Source organism: Symbiopectobacterium sp. Eva_TO (genome assembly GCF_053848865.1).
Genome location: NZ_JBSPEY010000004.1, coordinates 2,377,812 through 2,392,877, shown reverse-complemented (window position 1 = coordinate 2,392,877; position 15,066 = coordinate 2,377,812). Strand labels below are relative to the sequence as shown.

15 protein-coding genes and 2 pseudogenes are annotated in these 15,066 nt (G+C 52.5%); 7 read left to right on the top strand and 10 right to left on the bottom strand.

Going from position 1 to position 15,066, the window contains the following annotated elements:
• Positions 1 to 251 precede the first annotated feature (251 nt).
• Complete coding sequence (dnaJ, locus tag ACWWJF_RS14605; RefSeq protein WP_455869841.1) at positions 252 to 1,385, bottom strand: molecular chaperone DnaJ; 1,134 nt, start codon at positions 1,383 to 1,385, stop codon at positions 252 to 254.
• A 108-nt stretch (positions 1,386 to 1,493) separates the two neighbouring features.
• Positions 1,494 to 3,404 (bottom strand): molecular chaperone DnaK, encoded by a 1,911-nt coding sequence (dnaK, locus tag ACWWJF_RS14600; RefSeq protein WP_455869840.1) that lies wholly within the window; start codon positions 3,402 to 3,404, stop codon positions 1,494 to 1,496.
• A gap of 202 nt (positions 3,405 to 3,606) precedes the next feature.
• On the opposite strand from dnaK, the gene ACWWJF_RS14595 reads away from it, so the two are divergent.
• Positions 3,607 to 3,813: a hypothetical protein gene (locus ACWWJF_RS14595; RefSeq protein ID WP_455869839.1), complete on the top strand. Its 207-nt coding sequence runs from the start codon at positions 3,607 to 3,609 to the stop codon at positions 3,811 to 3,813.
• A 140-nt stretch (positions 3,814 to 3,953) separates the two neighbouring features.
• On the opposite strand, the gene ACWWJF_RS14590 is transcribed toward ACWWJF_RS14595, so the two are convergent.
• Positions 3,954 to 4,798, bottom strand: a protein-coding gene (locus ACWWJF_RS14590) for an IS5 family transposase (RefSeq protein WP_455869838.1) whose coding sequence is annotated in 2 segments (ribosomal slippage) — positions 3,954 to 4,453 and positions 4,453 to 4,798 — 846 coding nt in all. Because the reading frame shifts where the segments join, the coding sequence is not laid out codon by codon here.
• A gap of 63 nt (positions 4,799 to 4,861) precedes the next feature.
• On the opposite strand from ACWWJF_RS14590, the pseudogene ACWWJF_RS14585 reads away from it, so the two are divergent.
• Positions 4,862 to 5,149: pseudogene (locus tag ACWWJF_RS14585) on the top strand (acetate uptake transporter); the annotation flags it as partial.
• A gap of 71 nt (positions 5,150 to 5,220) precedes the next feature.
• A pseudogene (locus ACWWJF_RS14580) lies at positions 5,221 to 6,381 on the top strand (IS3 family transposase).
• Between the two features lie 81 nt (positions 6,382 to 6,462).
• On the opposite strand, the gene ACWWJF_RS14575 reads toward ACWWJF_RS14580, so the two are convergent.
• A protein-coding gene (locus tag ACWWJF_RS14575) for an IS1 family transposase (RefSeq protein WP_455869837.1) occupies positions 6,463 to 7,157 on the bottom strand; the annotation gives its coding sequence in 2 pieces (ribosomal slippage) (positions 6,463 to 6,914 and positions 6,914 to 7,157; 696 coding nt in all).
• Positions 7,158 to 7,184: 27 nt separating this feature from the next.
• Positions 7,185 to 7,484, bottom strand: a complete 300-nt coding sequence (locus ACWWJF_RS14570) for a putative quinol monooxygenase (protein ID WP_455869836.1) — start codon at positions 7,482 to 7,484, stop codon at positions 7,185 to 7,187.
• Positions 7,485 to 7,750: 266 nt separating this feature from the next.
• On the opposite strand from ACWWJF_RS14570, the gene ACWWJF_RS14565 reads away from it, so the two are divergent.
• Positions 7,751 to 7,963 (top strand): HipA N-terminal domain-containing protein, encoded by a 213-nt coding sequence (locus tag ACWWJF_RS14565; protein ID WP_455871099.1) that lies wholly within the window; start codon positions 7,751 to 7,753, stop codon positions 7,961 to 7,963.
• A 77-nt stretch (positions 7,964 to 8,040) separates the two neighbouring features.
• Here ACWWJF_RS14565 and mnmE read toward each other — a convergent pair whose 3' ends face one another.
• The 5 genes from mnmE to rpmH form a co-directional block, all read right to left on the bottom strand.
• The gene (mnmE, locus tag ACWWJF_RS14560; RefSeq protein WP_455869835.1) at positions 8,041 to 9,405 is read right to left on the bottom strand and encodes a tRNA uridine-5-carboxymethylaminomethyl(34) synthesis GTPase MnmE; all 1,365 of its coding nucleotides are present in this window, start codon (positions 9,403 to 9,405) and stop codon (positions 8,041 to 8,043) included.
• Positions 9,406 to 9,481: 76 nt separating this feature from the next.
• A complete protein-coding gene (gene yidC / locus ACWWJF_RS14555; RefSeq protein WP_455869834.1) occupies positions 9,482 to 11,128 on the bottom strand; it encodes a membrane protein insertase YidC in 1,647 nt (548 codons plus the stop codon).
• Positions 11,129 to 11,130: 2 nt separating this feature from the next.
• The gene (yidD, locus tag ACWWJF_RS14550; RefSeq protein ID WP_455869833.1) at positions 11,131 to 11,388 is read right to left on the bottom strand and encodes a membrane protein insertion efficiency factor YidD; all 258 of its coding nucleotides are present in this window, start codon (positions 11,386 to 11,388) and stop codon (positions 11,131 to 11,133) included.
• Positions 11,352 to 11,711, bottom strand: a complete 360-nt coding sequence (gene rnpA / locus ACWWJF_RS14545) for a ribonuclease P protein component (RefSeq protein ID WP_455869832.1) — start codon at positions 11,709 to 11,711, stop codon at positions 11,352 to 11,354. Before rnpA ends, yidD begins: the two co-directional genes overlap by 37 nt.
• A gap of 18 nt (positions 11,712 to 11,729) precedes the next feature.
• Positions 11,730 to 11,870 carry a 50S ribosomal protein L34 gene (rpmH, locus tag ACWWJF_RS14540; protein WP_004093983.1) on the bottom strand — a complete coding sequence of 47 codons (141 nt, stop codon included), beginning with the start codon at positions 11,868 to 11,870 and terminating at the stop codon, positions 11,730 to 11,732.
• Positions 11,871 to 12,183: 313 nt separating this feature from the next.
• Between rpmH and ACWWJF_RS14535 the strand changes: the two genes are divergently transcribed.
• The 3 genes from ACWWJF_RS14535 (at position 12,184) to dnaN (ending at position 15,004) form a co-directional block, all read left to right on the top strand.
• Positions 12,184 to 12,333, top strand: a complete 150-nt coding sequence (locus ACWWJF_RS14535) for a hypothetical protein (RefSeq protein ID WP_455869831.1) — start codon at positions 12,184 to 12,186, stop codon at positions 12,331 to 12,333.
• A gap of 183 nt (positions 12,334 to 12,516) precedes the next feature.
• Positions 12,517 to 13,899, top strand: coding sequence for a chromosomal replication initiator protein DnaA (gene dnaA, locus ACWWJF_RS14530; protein ID WP_455869830.1), 1,383 nt, complete (start codon positions 12,517 to 12,519; stop codon positions 13,897 to 13,899).
• A gap of 4 nt (positions 13,900 to 13,903) precedes the next feature.
• On the top strand, positions 13,904 to 15,004 hold the full coding sequence (dnaN, locus tag ACWWJF_RS14525; protein ID WP_455869829.1) for a DNA polymerase III subunit beta: 1,101 nt from the start codon (positions 13,904 to 13,906) through the stop codon (positions 15,002 to 15,004).
• Positions 15,005 to 15,066: the final 62 nt, after the last annotated feature.

The window sequence follows — 15,066 nt, the reverse complement described above, 5'->3', positions numbered from 1 at the left end:
CAACTCGGACTGAGTTCCCTTCAGGTGATCTACTATTCGGAACAGTTATTTAGTGCCGAAAATAACACTATTTTTCCAAGTCTCATTTTTATCCCTAATTATTTCCCTATAAAATCCAATGATATCGGCTCAAAGAAGTCATTAGCAAGCATGGGGATATATATTTAATCGATGAGGGCCATGTTGATGGGAACGATGGACATAAAAAAACCGGTGATGAATCACCGGTTTTTTTGTCTAAACCTGTAACGTTAGCGGGTCAGGTCATCGAAAAACTTCTTCACGCCATCAAAGAAGCTTTTAGAGCGAGGGCTGTTTCTCTCTCCGGAAGGCCCACCAAAGCTCTCTTCCAGCTCTTTCAGCAATTGCTTCTGGCGCTCATTGAGATTCACTGGCGTTTCAACTACCACGCGGCACAACAGATCTCCCTGCGCACCGCCGCGTACCGATTTCACACCTTTGCCACGCATGCGGAACAATTTTCCGGTTTGCGTTTCCGCAGGCACCTTCAATTTCACACGGCCATCCAGTGTCGGCACTTCAATCTCACCGCCCATGGCTGCCATCGCAAAGTTGATAGGAACTTCGCAATAGAGATTGTTCTCTTCACGCTGGAAGATAGGATGCGGTTTTACCTGCACCTGAACGTACAGATCGCCCGCAGGTGCACCGTGCTCCCCGGCCTCACCTTCACCGGACAAGCGGATACGATCGCCCGTATCCACGCCCGCAGGGATTTTCACCGACAGCGTTTTGCTGGTTTCAACGCGGCCATGACCATGACACTTGTTGCAAGGATCTTTGATGATCTTGCCTCGACCATGACAGTGCGGACAGGTTTGCTGGACGGTAAAGAACCCTTGACGCATCTGCACCTGGCCATTGCCGTGACAGGTTGGGCAGGTTACCAGCGAGCTGCCCGGTTTTGCACCGCTGCCATGACAGGAGTCGCACTCTTCAAGCGTCGGAATGCGGATCTCTTTGGCGAGGCCACGAACCGCTTCTTCCAGCGTCAACTCCATGTTATAGCGTAAATCGGCACCGCGGCTGGCACGTTGACGACGTCCACCGCCGAAAATATCGCCGAATACGTCGCCAAAGATATCGCCAAAATCTGCGCCGCCGAAACCGCCAGCACCACCACCGCCCATACCGCCTTGCTCAAACGCCGCGTGGCCGTATTGATCGTAAGCCGCCCGTTTCTGCGCATCCGTCAGAATTTCATAAGCTTCTTTGATCTCTTTGAATTTTGCTTCAGCGTCTTTATCACCGGGGTTACGGTCCGGGTGAAACTTCATCGCCAGGCGCTTGTAGGCCTTTTTGATCTCCCGCTCATCGGCGTCTTTGGCAACGCCTAGCGCTTCGTAATAATCTTGCTTCGCCATGTTTTTTCCTGCCCTCAACATGCGTGCACGGGCGCAGAGTTTCCTCGACGCCCGTGCCTGGTTTGCCAGCAACGGCTTATCACCGTTGTTGCGCCCGCCTAAGGGCGATTATTTTTTGTCTTTCACTTCTTCGAATTCAGCGTCTACAACGTCGTCTTCTTTACGCGCTGCATCATCTGCATTGCTGCCTGCACCCGCTTGTGCCTGCTGTTGCGATGCTTCCAGCAGTTTGGCAGACGCTTCGATCAACGTTTGGATCTTCGCTTCGATCTCCGCTTTATCTTCGCCTTTCAATACGCCTTCCAACGCTTTCAGGGCATCTTCAATCGCCGTTTTATCGTTAGCGGCCAGCTTGTCGCCAGACTCTTCCAGCTGTTTACGAGTGCTATGCAACAGGTGATCGCCCTGATTACGCGCCTGTACCAACTCTTCAAACTTACGGTCAGCTTCCGCATTCACTTCCGCATCGCGCACCATCTTCTGGATTTCATCTTCATTCAAGCCAGAAGACGCTTTGATGGTTATGTTCTGCTCGCGGCCGCTGTTTTTGTCTTTGGCAGAAACGTGCAGGATACCGTCAGCGTCGATGTCAAAAGTCACTTCGATCTGCGGCATACCTCGCGGTGCGTTCTGAATACCGTCCAGGTTAAACTGACCCAGCGATTTGTTGTCGTGCGCACGTTTACGTTCCCCCTGCAACACATGGATGGTTACTGCGGACTGGTTATCTTCCGCTGTAGAGAACACCTGGCTGTGTTTGGTCGGGATGGTGGTGTTCTTGGTAATCAGCGGCGTCATTACGCCACCCATGGTTTCGATACCCAGTGACAGCGGGGTAACGTCCAGCAGCAGCACGTATTTAACGTCACCAGCCAACACACCGCCCTGCACCGCAGCACCGATCGCCACAGCTTCATCCGGGTTAACGTCTTTGCGCGGTTCTTTACCAAAGAAGTCAGCCACTTTCTTCTGTACCAGCGGCATACGGGTTTGACCACCCACCAGAATCACGTCCTGCACGTCAGAAACGGACAGCCCGGCATCCTGCAATGCGACTTTCAGCGGCTCAAGCGAACGGGTCACCAGCTCTTCTACCAGCGACTCCAACTTGGCGCGAGTCACTTTGATGTTCAGGTGTTTCGGACCGGTAGCATCCGCCGTGATGTACGGCAGGTTAACGTCGGTCTGTTGCGCAGAGGAAAGCTCAATTTTCGCTTTTTCTGCTGCTTCTTTCAGGCGCTGCATCGCCAACGGATCGTTGCGCAGGTCGAAGCCTTGCTCTTTCTTAAACTCATCAACCAGATAGTTGATCATACGGCTGTCGAAGTCTTCGCCACCCAGGTGGGTATCACCATTGGTTGCCAGTACTTCAAAGGTTTTTTCGCCGTCAACTTCATCGATTTCGATGATGGAAATATCAAACGTACCGCCGCCCAGGTCGTAAACCGCAATGGTGCGGTTACCCACTTCTTTGTCAAGACCGTACGCCAGCGCAGCCGCTGTCGGTTCATTGATGATACGTTTTACTTCCAGACCCGCGATGCGACCTGCATCTTTGGTTGCCTGACGTTGCGCATCGTTAAAATACGCCGGCACGGTGATAACCGCTTCAGTGATAGTTTCACCGAGGTAGTCTTCTGCCGTTTTCTTCATTTTTTTCAGCACCTCAGCAGAGATCTGCGGCGGTGCCATTTTCTGATCTTTCACTTCCAACCAAGCGTCACCGTTATCTGCTGCAACGATGTTGTACGGCATGATATTGGTATCACGCTGCACTTCTTCATCTTTGAAGCGACGGCCAATCAGACGCTTGATAGCAAACAGGGTGTTTTTCGGGTTAGTCACAGCCTGACGTTTAGCGGGCTGGCCAACCAGAATTTCACCATCTTGCGTATAAGCAACAATAGAAGGCGTGGTGCGATCGCCCTCGCTGTTTTCCAGTACTTTAACCTGCGTACCGTCCATAATCGCTACACAAGAGTTGGTTGTACCCAGGTCGATACCAATAATTTTACCCATCTAAACATCTCCACTAAAAAGTCGTATTCGGTGTGGTCGTTCAACCTACTATGCGGCCGAAAAGGGGATTTTCAACTCAACAAGGTGCAATTATTCAATTTTTGCCCTCACGAGGTCTCCTCATCCACACGGTGTTCTTTGATGTTCCAGGCAAACACATGCTTCCCAGCACATCCCGTTACAAGAGGTCAAACCGTTTCGGTTGGAAATAAGATGGGGACAACAATTTACTCCTCAAGGGGGGGAGCGAAAAAAAAATGCAGGCGATCCCCTTTATGATCAAACTATTCCTCTTGCGCCTTGTTGTATCCGCGCAATCGTCCAGCTATTATGCCGCGCCGCAATTAAAATTTTTTTAGAAAATTTCACCGTTGCGTTGTTTTTACTGTTACAGCGCTTTCACAGTTAAATAGCAAGGGTCTATCGGGACGACGAGCAAGGACAGCTCGCCAGAGATCAGGAAACACCGACAGAACGCGGCATCGAGCAAGCTACACAACTCCACTATTGTATTCTGAGGATTTATGCAAACGAACTAGGCTGTGTTCCTTAATTACATAACCTCTGGTAAAACAGGCGGATGCAGCCCAGTTTCAACATTGCCAGATAATTCCTCGCCGTTTTGTCGTAACGTGTCGCAATGCGATGGTATTCTTTCAGACGGCCAAAGCACCGCTCAACAACGTTCCGATTGCGGTAGGCGTCACGATCGAGCTTTGAACGACCATCCACCGCCATTTTTTCAGTGGATTTTCGGGGGATGACAGTTTTTATACCTCTTTTTTTCAGCACGTTACGTAATACATGCCCGGAGTACGCCTTGTCAGCGAGTACCGCATGACCACGGCGTTTCATACTGCCGTTCTGGCGTTGAACACCAATACCGTCCAAAAGACGTAGTGCAAACTGACATTCATGAGCCTGACCGGGGCTCAACACGATGTTTAACGGAAGACCACTTCCGTCTGTAGCCATATGGATTTTGGTGCCAAAGCCACCTCGAGAGCGACCCAGCCTATTATCTCCGGTGATATCGGGATGTTTTTTTGAGCACCGGCAGCACATTTCAGCGCCCTGATATTGCTACCATCCAGCGCAGTCGCTGACCAGTCCACGAGGCCATGGGCATCAAGTGATGAAAGTAACTTATTGAAAATAATGTTAATGACTCCCGATTTTGACCATTGGTTAAAGCGGTTATAAACGGTTTTCCATGGGCCGTATCGCTCAGGTAAATCACGCCATGGGGCACCAGAGCACATCCCCCAGAACATGCCATTGATAATCATGCGATGCTCAGCCCATGGGCGTCCGACCTGTGGTGTTGCTGGTTCAGCAGGGAGTAAGGGCTGGATGATAGCCCATGCTTCATCGGGAAGGTCGTAGCGAGCCATAGTTAAAAATAATTTAGAAACAAATAGTTAGCATAACTCATGGGATTAAAGGACACAGCCTAGCTGGCGAATCCCGGTCCGTTAGGACTGATGGGCTTCGGGATGACCACCATTCTTCTTAACCTGCATAACGCAGGCTTTTTCCCACTTTCTTCTATTATTCTCAGCATGGGGATTTTCTACGGCGGCATCGCCCAGATCATCGCAGGGCTGTTGGAATACAAGAAAGGCAACACCTTTGGCGTGACCGCATTCACCTCTTACGGCGCATTCTGGCTGACGCTGGTCGGCATTCTGATGCTGCCGAAAATGGGCCTGGCAGAAGCCAGTGACGCACAGTTCCTCGGGGTGTAGTGGCACACTGATACTGGCCACCTGAGCGGAGGTGATATGCTCACCTCATCAACACGACAGGTAACCTCATGGGTAAACATTTTACGGCGGAATTTAAGCTCGAAGCCGCAAAGCTGGTTGTCGACCACGGCTACACATACGTTAAGGCCGCAGAGGCGGTTAATGTCAGCCATTAGTCGCTGGGTCAATAAGCTTCGCCTTGAACGACAGGGAAAAACGCCAACGGGACTTCCTCTTACCCCTGAACAGCTCGAGCTGCGTGAGATGAAGAAAAAAGTCCAATGCCTTGAAATGGAGAACGAAATCCTAAAAAAGGCTACGGCGCTCTTAATGTCGGACTCACTCAACGGTTCACGGTAGTCGACAGGCTGAGGGCGCGATACCCGGTCACGGCGTTGTGCCAAACTTTTGAGGTACATCGCAGCAGCTACAGGCACTGGCAGGCTTCCGCTAATGAACCCGACGGTGAGCGCGTGGTTAAGTGTAGCCGCGTCATGGAAGCCTGGAACGCCAGCGGCGGCTCTGCCGGCGCTCGAAGTATCGCGACCATCGTCACCGGCAGCTCCGGTGTCAAAATGGGGCGCTGGCTGGCTGGCAAGCTGATGAAGGAGCTGGGTATCGCCAGCTGCCAGCGACCGGCTCACAAATACAAACGCGGCGGCAATGAACACGTTGAAATACCGAACTATCTCAACCGCCAGTTCGCGGTTACCGCGCCGGATCAGGTCTGGTGCGGCGATGTGACCTACATCTGGACGGGCAAATGCTGGGCTTACCTTGCGGTGGTGCTAGATCTGTTCGCCCGCAAACCGGTGGGCTGGGCCATGTCGACGTCGCCGGACTCGGCGCTGACAGTTAAAGCGTTGCAGATGGCCTGGGAACTCCGGGGACAACCAACAGGAGTCATGTTCCACAGCGACCAGGGCAGCCACTATACCAGCCGTCAATACCGGCAAGCCCTGTGGCGCTGCCGGATAAAGCAGAGTATGAGTCGGCGGGGTAACTGCTGGGATAATGCGCCAATGGAGCGGTTCTTCCGCAGCCTGAAGACAGAATGGGTGCCGACAAAGGGTTACAACAGCTTCAGCGAAGCCCAGGACGCGATTATCCGCTACATCACGGGGTATTACAGCGCTATCCGGCCTCACTGGTATAACGGCGGCTTAACTCCAAACGAATCTGAGCGACTGTTCTACATACAGTCTAATGCGGTGGCCAATATTAGTTGACCACTACACTTTACCTAAAAGCCTGTATTATGAATATAAATACAAATTATTTAGTCAGAGGGTTTTCGGTAATGACTCCAATTAGTAGAACATGTGTTTTTCGATGAAGGCTCCGATGACTTTTTCGTGGATCTCGACGGAGCGCGAGAAGCAAATCGTTTTACGCGCCAGTCGTTTAATGCAGGTACGGAGCGTCAGGTTATTGCGCTCTATGCGTTGCGTGAAGATCTTGCCAGTCAGATGTTTCTGCTTCGGAACCTCTCTTGCATAGCTGCCCCAGTTGTCACTGGTAATCATGCCGATGTTGAACGGTGTCAACAGAGCCAGCAATTCACGGCAGGTCTCATCGGTTCGGGGGCCAAAAGTGTAGGCCAGAACACCGCTCGTTTTGGTATTGTAAGCGTACCAGAGCCAGTGCTGTAGCGCCTTACTGCCAACGAAGCTCCATTGCTCATCAAGTTCACAGATAAGGGCGACGTCGGCGTGAGCAACGGGAGAAGACGTTATCCTGCGGGGCGAGAGCTTTTTAAAGCCCGGATGACCGTATTGATGCCGATTTTCAACGTTCTGGCGGTATCGCGAACACCGGCACCGTTGAAGGCCATATCAACGATCTGCTCTTTGACTCCCGGCTTTCGCGCTTCATAGCGGTAGGTAAGCTGGAATACACGGCGACAGCACTGACACCGGAAGCGTTCGCGCTTAGTTGGACTAAGGCCATGTCGATAAACTTTATCTGAATGGCAGCGAGGGCAATGAACAAAAACAGTAACCACGTGGAAACCTCAAATAGCGGCAGAATATCACAAAAGCCAACTATTTGAAGGCATTACCAATATGTAGGTCGCATCCTTTCGCTTGTGCTGATCGATCATCGGCACCAGACGTTTGAAGTGTTCGCTGGCGCAGTGCTCATCCAGCGCCGCACGGTCCGGCCACTCTTCGATGAAGATGAAGTGCCCGATGTCTTTTTCGTCGATATACAGATCGTAGGCAATGCACCGCGGCTCTTTCTTGGTGGTCTCAACCAACTCACGATACAGCGGGAGGACGGTTTCAATCGCCTCTGGCTTGATAAAATCTTCAGCAATTACTTTTAGCATTTAGGTTCTCGGTTTTTGAGGCTGAGGTGGGGAAAGTGCATCGTGGCGTTGGCCTCATATTGCAGATGGCTTTGTTGAATAAACAGATTTTATGCTACCAGCCCAGTAAAACGATTGTTTCCAGCAACGTAAAATCATGCAGTTAAGCATCATGAGAAAACGGAATGCCTGAGGTGATAAGCATTTTCTACCAAAATGGGCATAGTAAAACAGCACGATTTCCTATTATTCAACAAAGCCATTGCAGATATACGCTATAGCAGGTAATTACGAGATTAACGTCTATAGCGTGTAGGCCTTGTTTTACCTGCTTCTCGATACCCCTACACCACCAGCCTTATCAAGGTGATGACGTTTATAATTTCTTCGACAATTTGTTGCCGGATAATCCGGATATCAGAAGGCGGATTGTGGTTAAGCATCACGCAGATTCTACCAGGCTGTTTGTTTGCTGGTTAAACTGGCGATGCGATTGTTAAAGGCAGGCAGGTCAAGGCGATTGATTACCGGGTGGGAATAGGCACCTGATGGGTGCCTTTCCGTGCGTGTAGGGCAACTACTTCCCAATACAAAAACTCGAGAAAATCCGTCCCAACAAGTCATCGGATGTAAATTCCCCGGTTATCTCACTCAGTGCCTGTTGTGCCAGCCGCAGCTCTTCTGCCAGCAGTTCGCCAGCGTAAGCGCTCACTAACTGTTCTTTGCCTTGTTCCAGATGCTGTGCGGCGGTTTCCAGCGCTTGCAGGTGGCGGCGTCGTGCCAGGAAGCCACCTTCGGTCTTGCTGGTAAAGCCCATGCTCTGTTTTAGATGGTTACGCAGGATATCGACACCATCACCGGTTTTGGCGGACAGGCGAATGAGTGAGTAAGTGTTTACCTCTTCAATGCCTTGTGGTTCTCCAGTAATGTCGGCTTTATTGCGCACCACGGTAATCGGCAGTGTGGCGGGCAGGCGTGCCATAAACTCTGGCCAGATTTCGGCAGGCGAGGTGGCGTCAGTGGTGGTGCTATCGACCATAAACAGCACGCGATCCGCCTGTTCAATCTCTTGCCAGGCGCGTTCAATGCCGATGCGTTCCACTTCGTCGCTGGCATCGCGTAGCCCGGCAGTGTCGATGATATGCAGCGGCATGCCGTCGATATGGATATGCTCGCGCAGTACGTCGCGCGTGGTGCCAGCGATAGCGGTCACGATTGCCGCCTCACGCCCGGCCAGTGCGTTAAGCAGGCTCGATTTGCCCGCATTGGGGCGACCCGCAATCACCACCTTCATGCCTTCACGCAGCAGGCTGCCTTGATGCGCCTCGGCCTGAACATCCGCCAGATCGGCCATCACGCCATTGAGTTTCGCCTCAATCTTGCCGTCAGAGAGGAAATCGATCTCTTCATCAGGAAAATCAATGGCGGCCTCGACGTAGATGCGCAGGTGAATCAGCGCTTCCACCAGTCGGTGAATGCGGGTAGAGAAGGCGCCTTGCAAGGAGTTCAGCGCAGAACGTGCCGCTTGTTCAGAGCTGGCATCGATCAGGTCTGCGATAGCTTCTGCCTGTGCCAGATCGAGCTTGTCATTGAGAAATGCGCGCTCGGAGAACTCGCCGGGGCGGGCAATGCGCAGGCCGGGCAGTGCCAGAATGCGCTGCATCAGCAAATCAAGAATAACCGGGCCGCCATGCCCTTGCAGCTCCAACACGTCCTCGCCAGTAAAGGAGTTGGGGCCAGGAAACCAGATGGCAATACCCTGATCCAGCGAGTTGCCGTCGGCATCGCGAAACTGCAAATAATCCGCATGGCGCGGTTTGGGTAATTTACCCAGCACGGCACGCGCCACGTCGGCAGCCTGCTGGCCGGACACGCGCAAAATACCTACGCCACCGCGTCCGGGGGGCGTGGCTTGGGCTACGATGGTATCGGTATGGCTCATGATGGTTTCTCTGTGGCGATTAAACAAAAAAATAAGGCGGCCATAGCCGCCTTATTCTCAGACTTGTACAGTCCGCTTATTTCTTCTCTTTCTTGTCGCGTCTGTGCAGGCCTTTCTTCTCCAGCCCGCGGTAAATCAACTGCTGCTGGATAATGGTGACCAGGTTGCTGACGATATAGTACAGCACCAGACCTGATGGGAACCACAGGAAGAACACGGTAAAGATAACCGGCATGTAGGTCATGATCTTCTGCTGCATCGGGTCGGTCACAGTGGTCGGCGACATCTTCTGAATGAAGAACATCGTGATACCCATCAGGATCGGCAGGATGTAGTAAGGGTCTTGCGCAGACAGGTCAGTGATCCACAGGATGAACGGCGCATGGCGCAGCTCAACCGAGCTCATCAGCATGTAGTACAACGCCAGGAAGATAGGCATCTGGATCAGCAGCGGGAAGCAGCAGCCCAGCGGGTTCACTTTCTCCGCCTTGTACAGCGCCATCATCTCTTGGCTCATGCGCTGCTTGTCATCACCGATACGCTCGCGCATGGCTTGCATTTTCGGTTGCAGCATACGCATTTTCGCCATCGAGGTGTACTGCGCCTTGGTCAGCGGGTACATGATGCCGCGCACGATAAAGGTGATGGCGATGATGGAGAAGCCCCAGTTACCGATGAAGCCGTGCAGGAATTTCAGCAGTTTGAACAACGGTTGGGAGATAAACCACAACCAACCGTAATCCACTGACAGGTCCAGATGCGGTGCAACGGCCGCCATCTTGTCCTGAATTTCCGGGCCAACCCACAGTACTGCGCTGATGTCTTTCTGCGCGCCCGCGTCAACGGTTACCGGTGTAGCTTTAAAGCCAATGGCGGCCAAACCGTTCCCCAACTGCGAGGTATAGAAGGTGTTGGCACCGGCGGTAGTCGGGATCCACGCGGTAGCAAAATACTGCTGCAACATGGCAACCCAGCCACCATCGGTGGTGACGTTCAGGTTTTCTTTCATGTCGCTAAAGCTGTATTTCTTGTACTTATCGTCGCTGGAGGAGAACGCCGCGCCACGATAGGTGTGGAGTGCAAAGTTGCTGCTGCCGGTATCGCGGTGCTTCGGCAGGTCAATAGACTGTTTCAACTGACCAAACAGCGTTAACTCCAACGGCTGCGCGCTGGTGTTGTTCACGTTGTAGCTAACGTTCAGCGCATAGTCACCGCGTTTAAGCACGAACGTTTTGGTGAAGGTTATGCCGTCAGCGTTGGTGTAGGTCAACGGAATGGTCAGTGCGTCCTGTCCGTCAGCCAGTTCAAAGTGATCCTGGGTGGCAGTAAACAGCGGACGTGCGCCATTTGCCGGATTATCCGGACCGTGTTTACCCGTCAATCCACTCTGTGCCTGATACACAAATTCCGGCGTGGTTTCCAGCAACAGGAATGGTGTAGCAGAGTGCAGTTTGTCAGGGAACGCCAGCAGATTGGCTTGTTCGATATCGCCGCCGCGCGTATTGATAGTCAGCGACAGTACGTCGGTTTTCACCGTGATCAGTTTATCCTGACCGCTGTTAGGCACGCCCTGGCTGGCGGTATCACCGTTGACTGCGTTCGTCGCTTGCTGGATGGCTTGCGTTGAAGCGGCAGGCGGATTTTTGTCCGTCTCCCACGTCTGCCAGATCAGAAAGCTTACGAATAGCAGAGCGATGAGAAGGAGATTGCGTTGCGAATCCATCGTTAATGTTCTCTGTTATTGTCGGGTTTTGGCGGTATGGGATCATCACCACCAGGGTTCAAAGGGTGGCATTTTAATACGCGTTTGAGCGTCAACCAACTGCCTTTTATCATGCCGAACCTGCGTATGGCCTCAATGCCGTATTGTGAACAGGTTGGGCGAAAACGGCAATGTGGCCCTAACAACGGACTTATAACGAGCTGATAACCGCGTATCAGCCCGATCAGGAGGCGCGAGCCAAGCGACAGTGCCGTTGCCATAATTTTTCCAATGCTTCCGTCAACGCGCGATTATCCATGTCGGCTACCCCTTTTTTGGCGATCACCACAAAATCCATCGCAGGTAGGGTATGTTGATGTAAACGAAAGCTTTCCCGCGTCAGACGTTTAATCCGATTGCGTTCATGCGCCCGTTTGACATGCTTTTTAGCGACAGTGAGACCGATGCGAGGATGCCCCAGCGAATTCAGGCGGCCGAGGATGGTGATTTGCGGCGTGCCAGCCCGATGCGGCTGCTGGAAGACGAAAGTGAAATGGCTGGGAGTTAACAAACGTAACTCCCTGGGAAAAGCGAGCTTAACCACTAGGAGGGTTAGCTTTTATTACTTAGAAACAGTCAGACGAGTACGGCCTTTTGCACGACGGCGGGCCAGAACCTGACGACCATTTTTAGTGGCCATACGAGCACGGAAACCGTGGCTACGGTTACGCTTCAATACGGACGGTTGGAAAGTGCGTTTCATGGCGATTTCTACCTAAACTTGGATAATTGACTTCACAGTAAACGCGTTTGGCGCTCCGGCGTGAACACTGACCGACGCCTCAATCGCATACATCAAAGATAAAGAGGCGGGATTGTAATAATTGTACAGTCCCGAGTCAATTGGCATCACACTCCTATGGAGCCCTTTCCGCAATAAATTTGGGGAATTTTCTGCCCGAAATAGCACAGAAGAGCATCAACGCGTCGGGCTGAGGATTATACGTACTCTGCATTAAATCGCAAGGATCCTGACACGATCCTTGATGCGGGATCATGATCGCTGTCACTCCAGCGTGAATGCCTATTCAGTTATGCTAAGCGTCCGCATGATGCAAGCCTGTGTCATCGTTGTGCGGCACGTGGCGGCCACGAGTGATAAGAATAGCCTGTGGATAAAAAGGATCGAAACTGTGCAGAAAGGGAAGATCTCTGCCGAGGATTAGGTTATGATCCGCCGTCCCGTGAACGATCCTTCTTCGGGATCGTCTCGGCAACCGCATGGACATCATCAGATGCGCGGTGCACCCAGGAGACTGCCGTTGCAGCTTCCGGGTCATAATCATGAATTACACTAAATAACGTATCTGATTCTTTTCTATTTTAATCTTGTTCGAGTGGAGTCCGCCGTGTCACTTTCGCTTTGGCAGCAGTGTCTTGCCCGTTTGCAGGATGAGTTACCTGCCACAGAATTCAGCATGTGGATACGTCCGTTACAGGTGGAACTGAACGACAACACGCTGGCGCTCTATGCGCCAAATCGTTTTGTGCTGGATTGGGTAAGAGACAAGTACCTCAATAACATCAATGGCCTGCTGAACGATTTCTGCGGTATGGATGCGCCTTTGCTGCGTTTTGAAGTCGGCAGCAAGCCGCTGGCCGGGGTGGCTGTCAGCCAGCCAGCCAGCCCTCAGGCGGCGGTGCAGCCGGTCAGGCAGGCACCCGTGCGTCCCAGTTGGGACACTCCGGCGACGCAAACGGAGCACACTTACCGTTCCAACGTCAATCCGAAGCATTCGTTCGACAACTTCGTTGAAGGTAAGTCGAACCAATTGGCGCGCGCGGCGGCGCGCCAGGTCGCTGACAACCCCGGCGGAGCCTATAACCCCTTGTTTCTCTATGGCGGCACCGGTTTGGGGAAAACCCACCTGCTGCACGCGGTAGGTAATGGCATTATTGCGCGCAAGCCAAATGCCAAAGTGGTCTATATGCATTCTGAACGCTTTGTACAGGATATGGTCAAAGCCTTACAGAACAATGCGATTGAAGAATTTAAGCGTTATTACCGTTCAGTCGATGCCCTGTTGATCGATGATATTCAGTTTTTTGCCAACAAAGAGCGCTCTCAGGAGGAGTTTTTCCATACCTTCAATGCGCTGCTGGAAGGCAATCAGCAAATCATCCTGACTTCCGATCGTTATCCGAAAGAGATCAATGGGGTAGAAGATCGTCTAAAATCGCGCTTTGGCTGGGGATTGACGGTCGCGATCGAACCGCCGGAGCTGGAAACGCGCGTGGCGATCCTGATGAAAAAAGCGGATGAAAATGATATCCGTCTGCCGGGTGAAGTGGCCTTTTTTATTGCCAAGCGATTGCGCTCTAACGTGCGTGAGCTGGAAGGCGCACTGAATCGCGTGATCGCTAACGCCAATTTTACCGGCCGCGCCATTACCATTGATTTCGTGCGTGAAGCGCTGCGCGATCTGTTGGCGTTGCAGGAAAAGTTGGTGACCATCGACAATATTCAAAAGACGGTCGCAGAGTACTATAAAATCAAAGTCGCCGATCTGCTGTCCAAACGGCGATCCCGATCGGTGGCACGTCCGCGCCAGATGGCGATGGCGCTGGCGAAAGAGCTGACAAACCACAGCTTACCGGAAATTGGTGATGCGTTTGGCGGTCGTGACCATACCACCGTGCTGCATGCGTGCCGAAAGATTGAGCAGCTGCGTGAGGAAAGCCACGACATCAAGGAAGATTTCTCTAATTTAATCAGAACATTATCTTCATAATATTATGAAATTCATTATTGAACGCGAGCATCTGCTAAAACCGTTACAACAGGTGAGTGGCCCGTTAGGTGGTCGTCCCACATTGCCTATTCTGGGCAATCTGCTGTTACAAGTGACGGACGGCGCACTGTCGCTGACCGGCACCGATCTGGAAATGGAGATGGTGGCGAAGATCCCCCTGTCTCAGGCCCATGAATCCGGTGCTACCACGGTGCCGGCGCGTAAACTGTTTGATATTTGCCGTGGCTTGCCAGACGGCGCGGAAATTACCATCACGCTGGAAGGCGACCGGATGCTGGTGCGTTCCGGCCGTAGCCGCTTCTCGCTTTCTACGCTCCCGGCGTCTGATTTCCCGAACCTGGATGACTGGCAGAGCGAAGTAGCATTCTCGTTGCCGCAGGCGACGCTGAAACGCCTGATTGAAGCCACGCAGTTCTCCATGGCACACCAGGATGTGCGTTATTACCTTAACGGTATGTTGTTTGAAACCGAAGGAGAAGAGTTGCGCACCGTGGCGACCGATGGTCACCGGCTAGCGGTATGCGCCATGCCGATTGGTCAGTCGCTGCCGTCCCACTCGGTGATCGTGCCGCGTAAAGGGGTGATTGAGCTACTGCGCCTGCTGGACGGCGGCGATACGCCATTGCAGCTACAGATCGGTACCAACAACATTCGCGCCCACGTCGGGGATTTCATCTTTACGTCCAAGCTTGTCGACGGGCGTTTTCCTGACTACCGCCGCGTATTGCCGAAAAACCCGGACAAGGCGCTGGAAGCGAGCTGCGATTTGCTGAAACAGGCATTTGCACGTGCGGCGATCCTGTCTAACGAGAAGTTTCGCGGTGTGCGTCTGCACCTGATTGAGAATCAGCTGAAAATTACCGCGAATAACCCGGAACAGGAAGAAGCGGAAGAGATTCTGGACGTGCAGTACAACGGCACGGAAATGGAAATTAGCTTTAACGTCAGCTACGTGCTGGATGTGTTGAATGCGCTGAAGTGTGAAGATGTCCGTTTGCTGCTGACCGATTCTGTCTCTAGTGTGCAGATTGAAGACGGTGCCAGCAAGGCGGCGGCATACGTTGTCATGCCGGTGCGTCTGTAGCGGGACGCGCTTGGTCTGCCCCCTTTTTGGCGTGAATGCCGACGCTTGCCGTCGGCATTTAT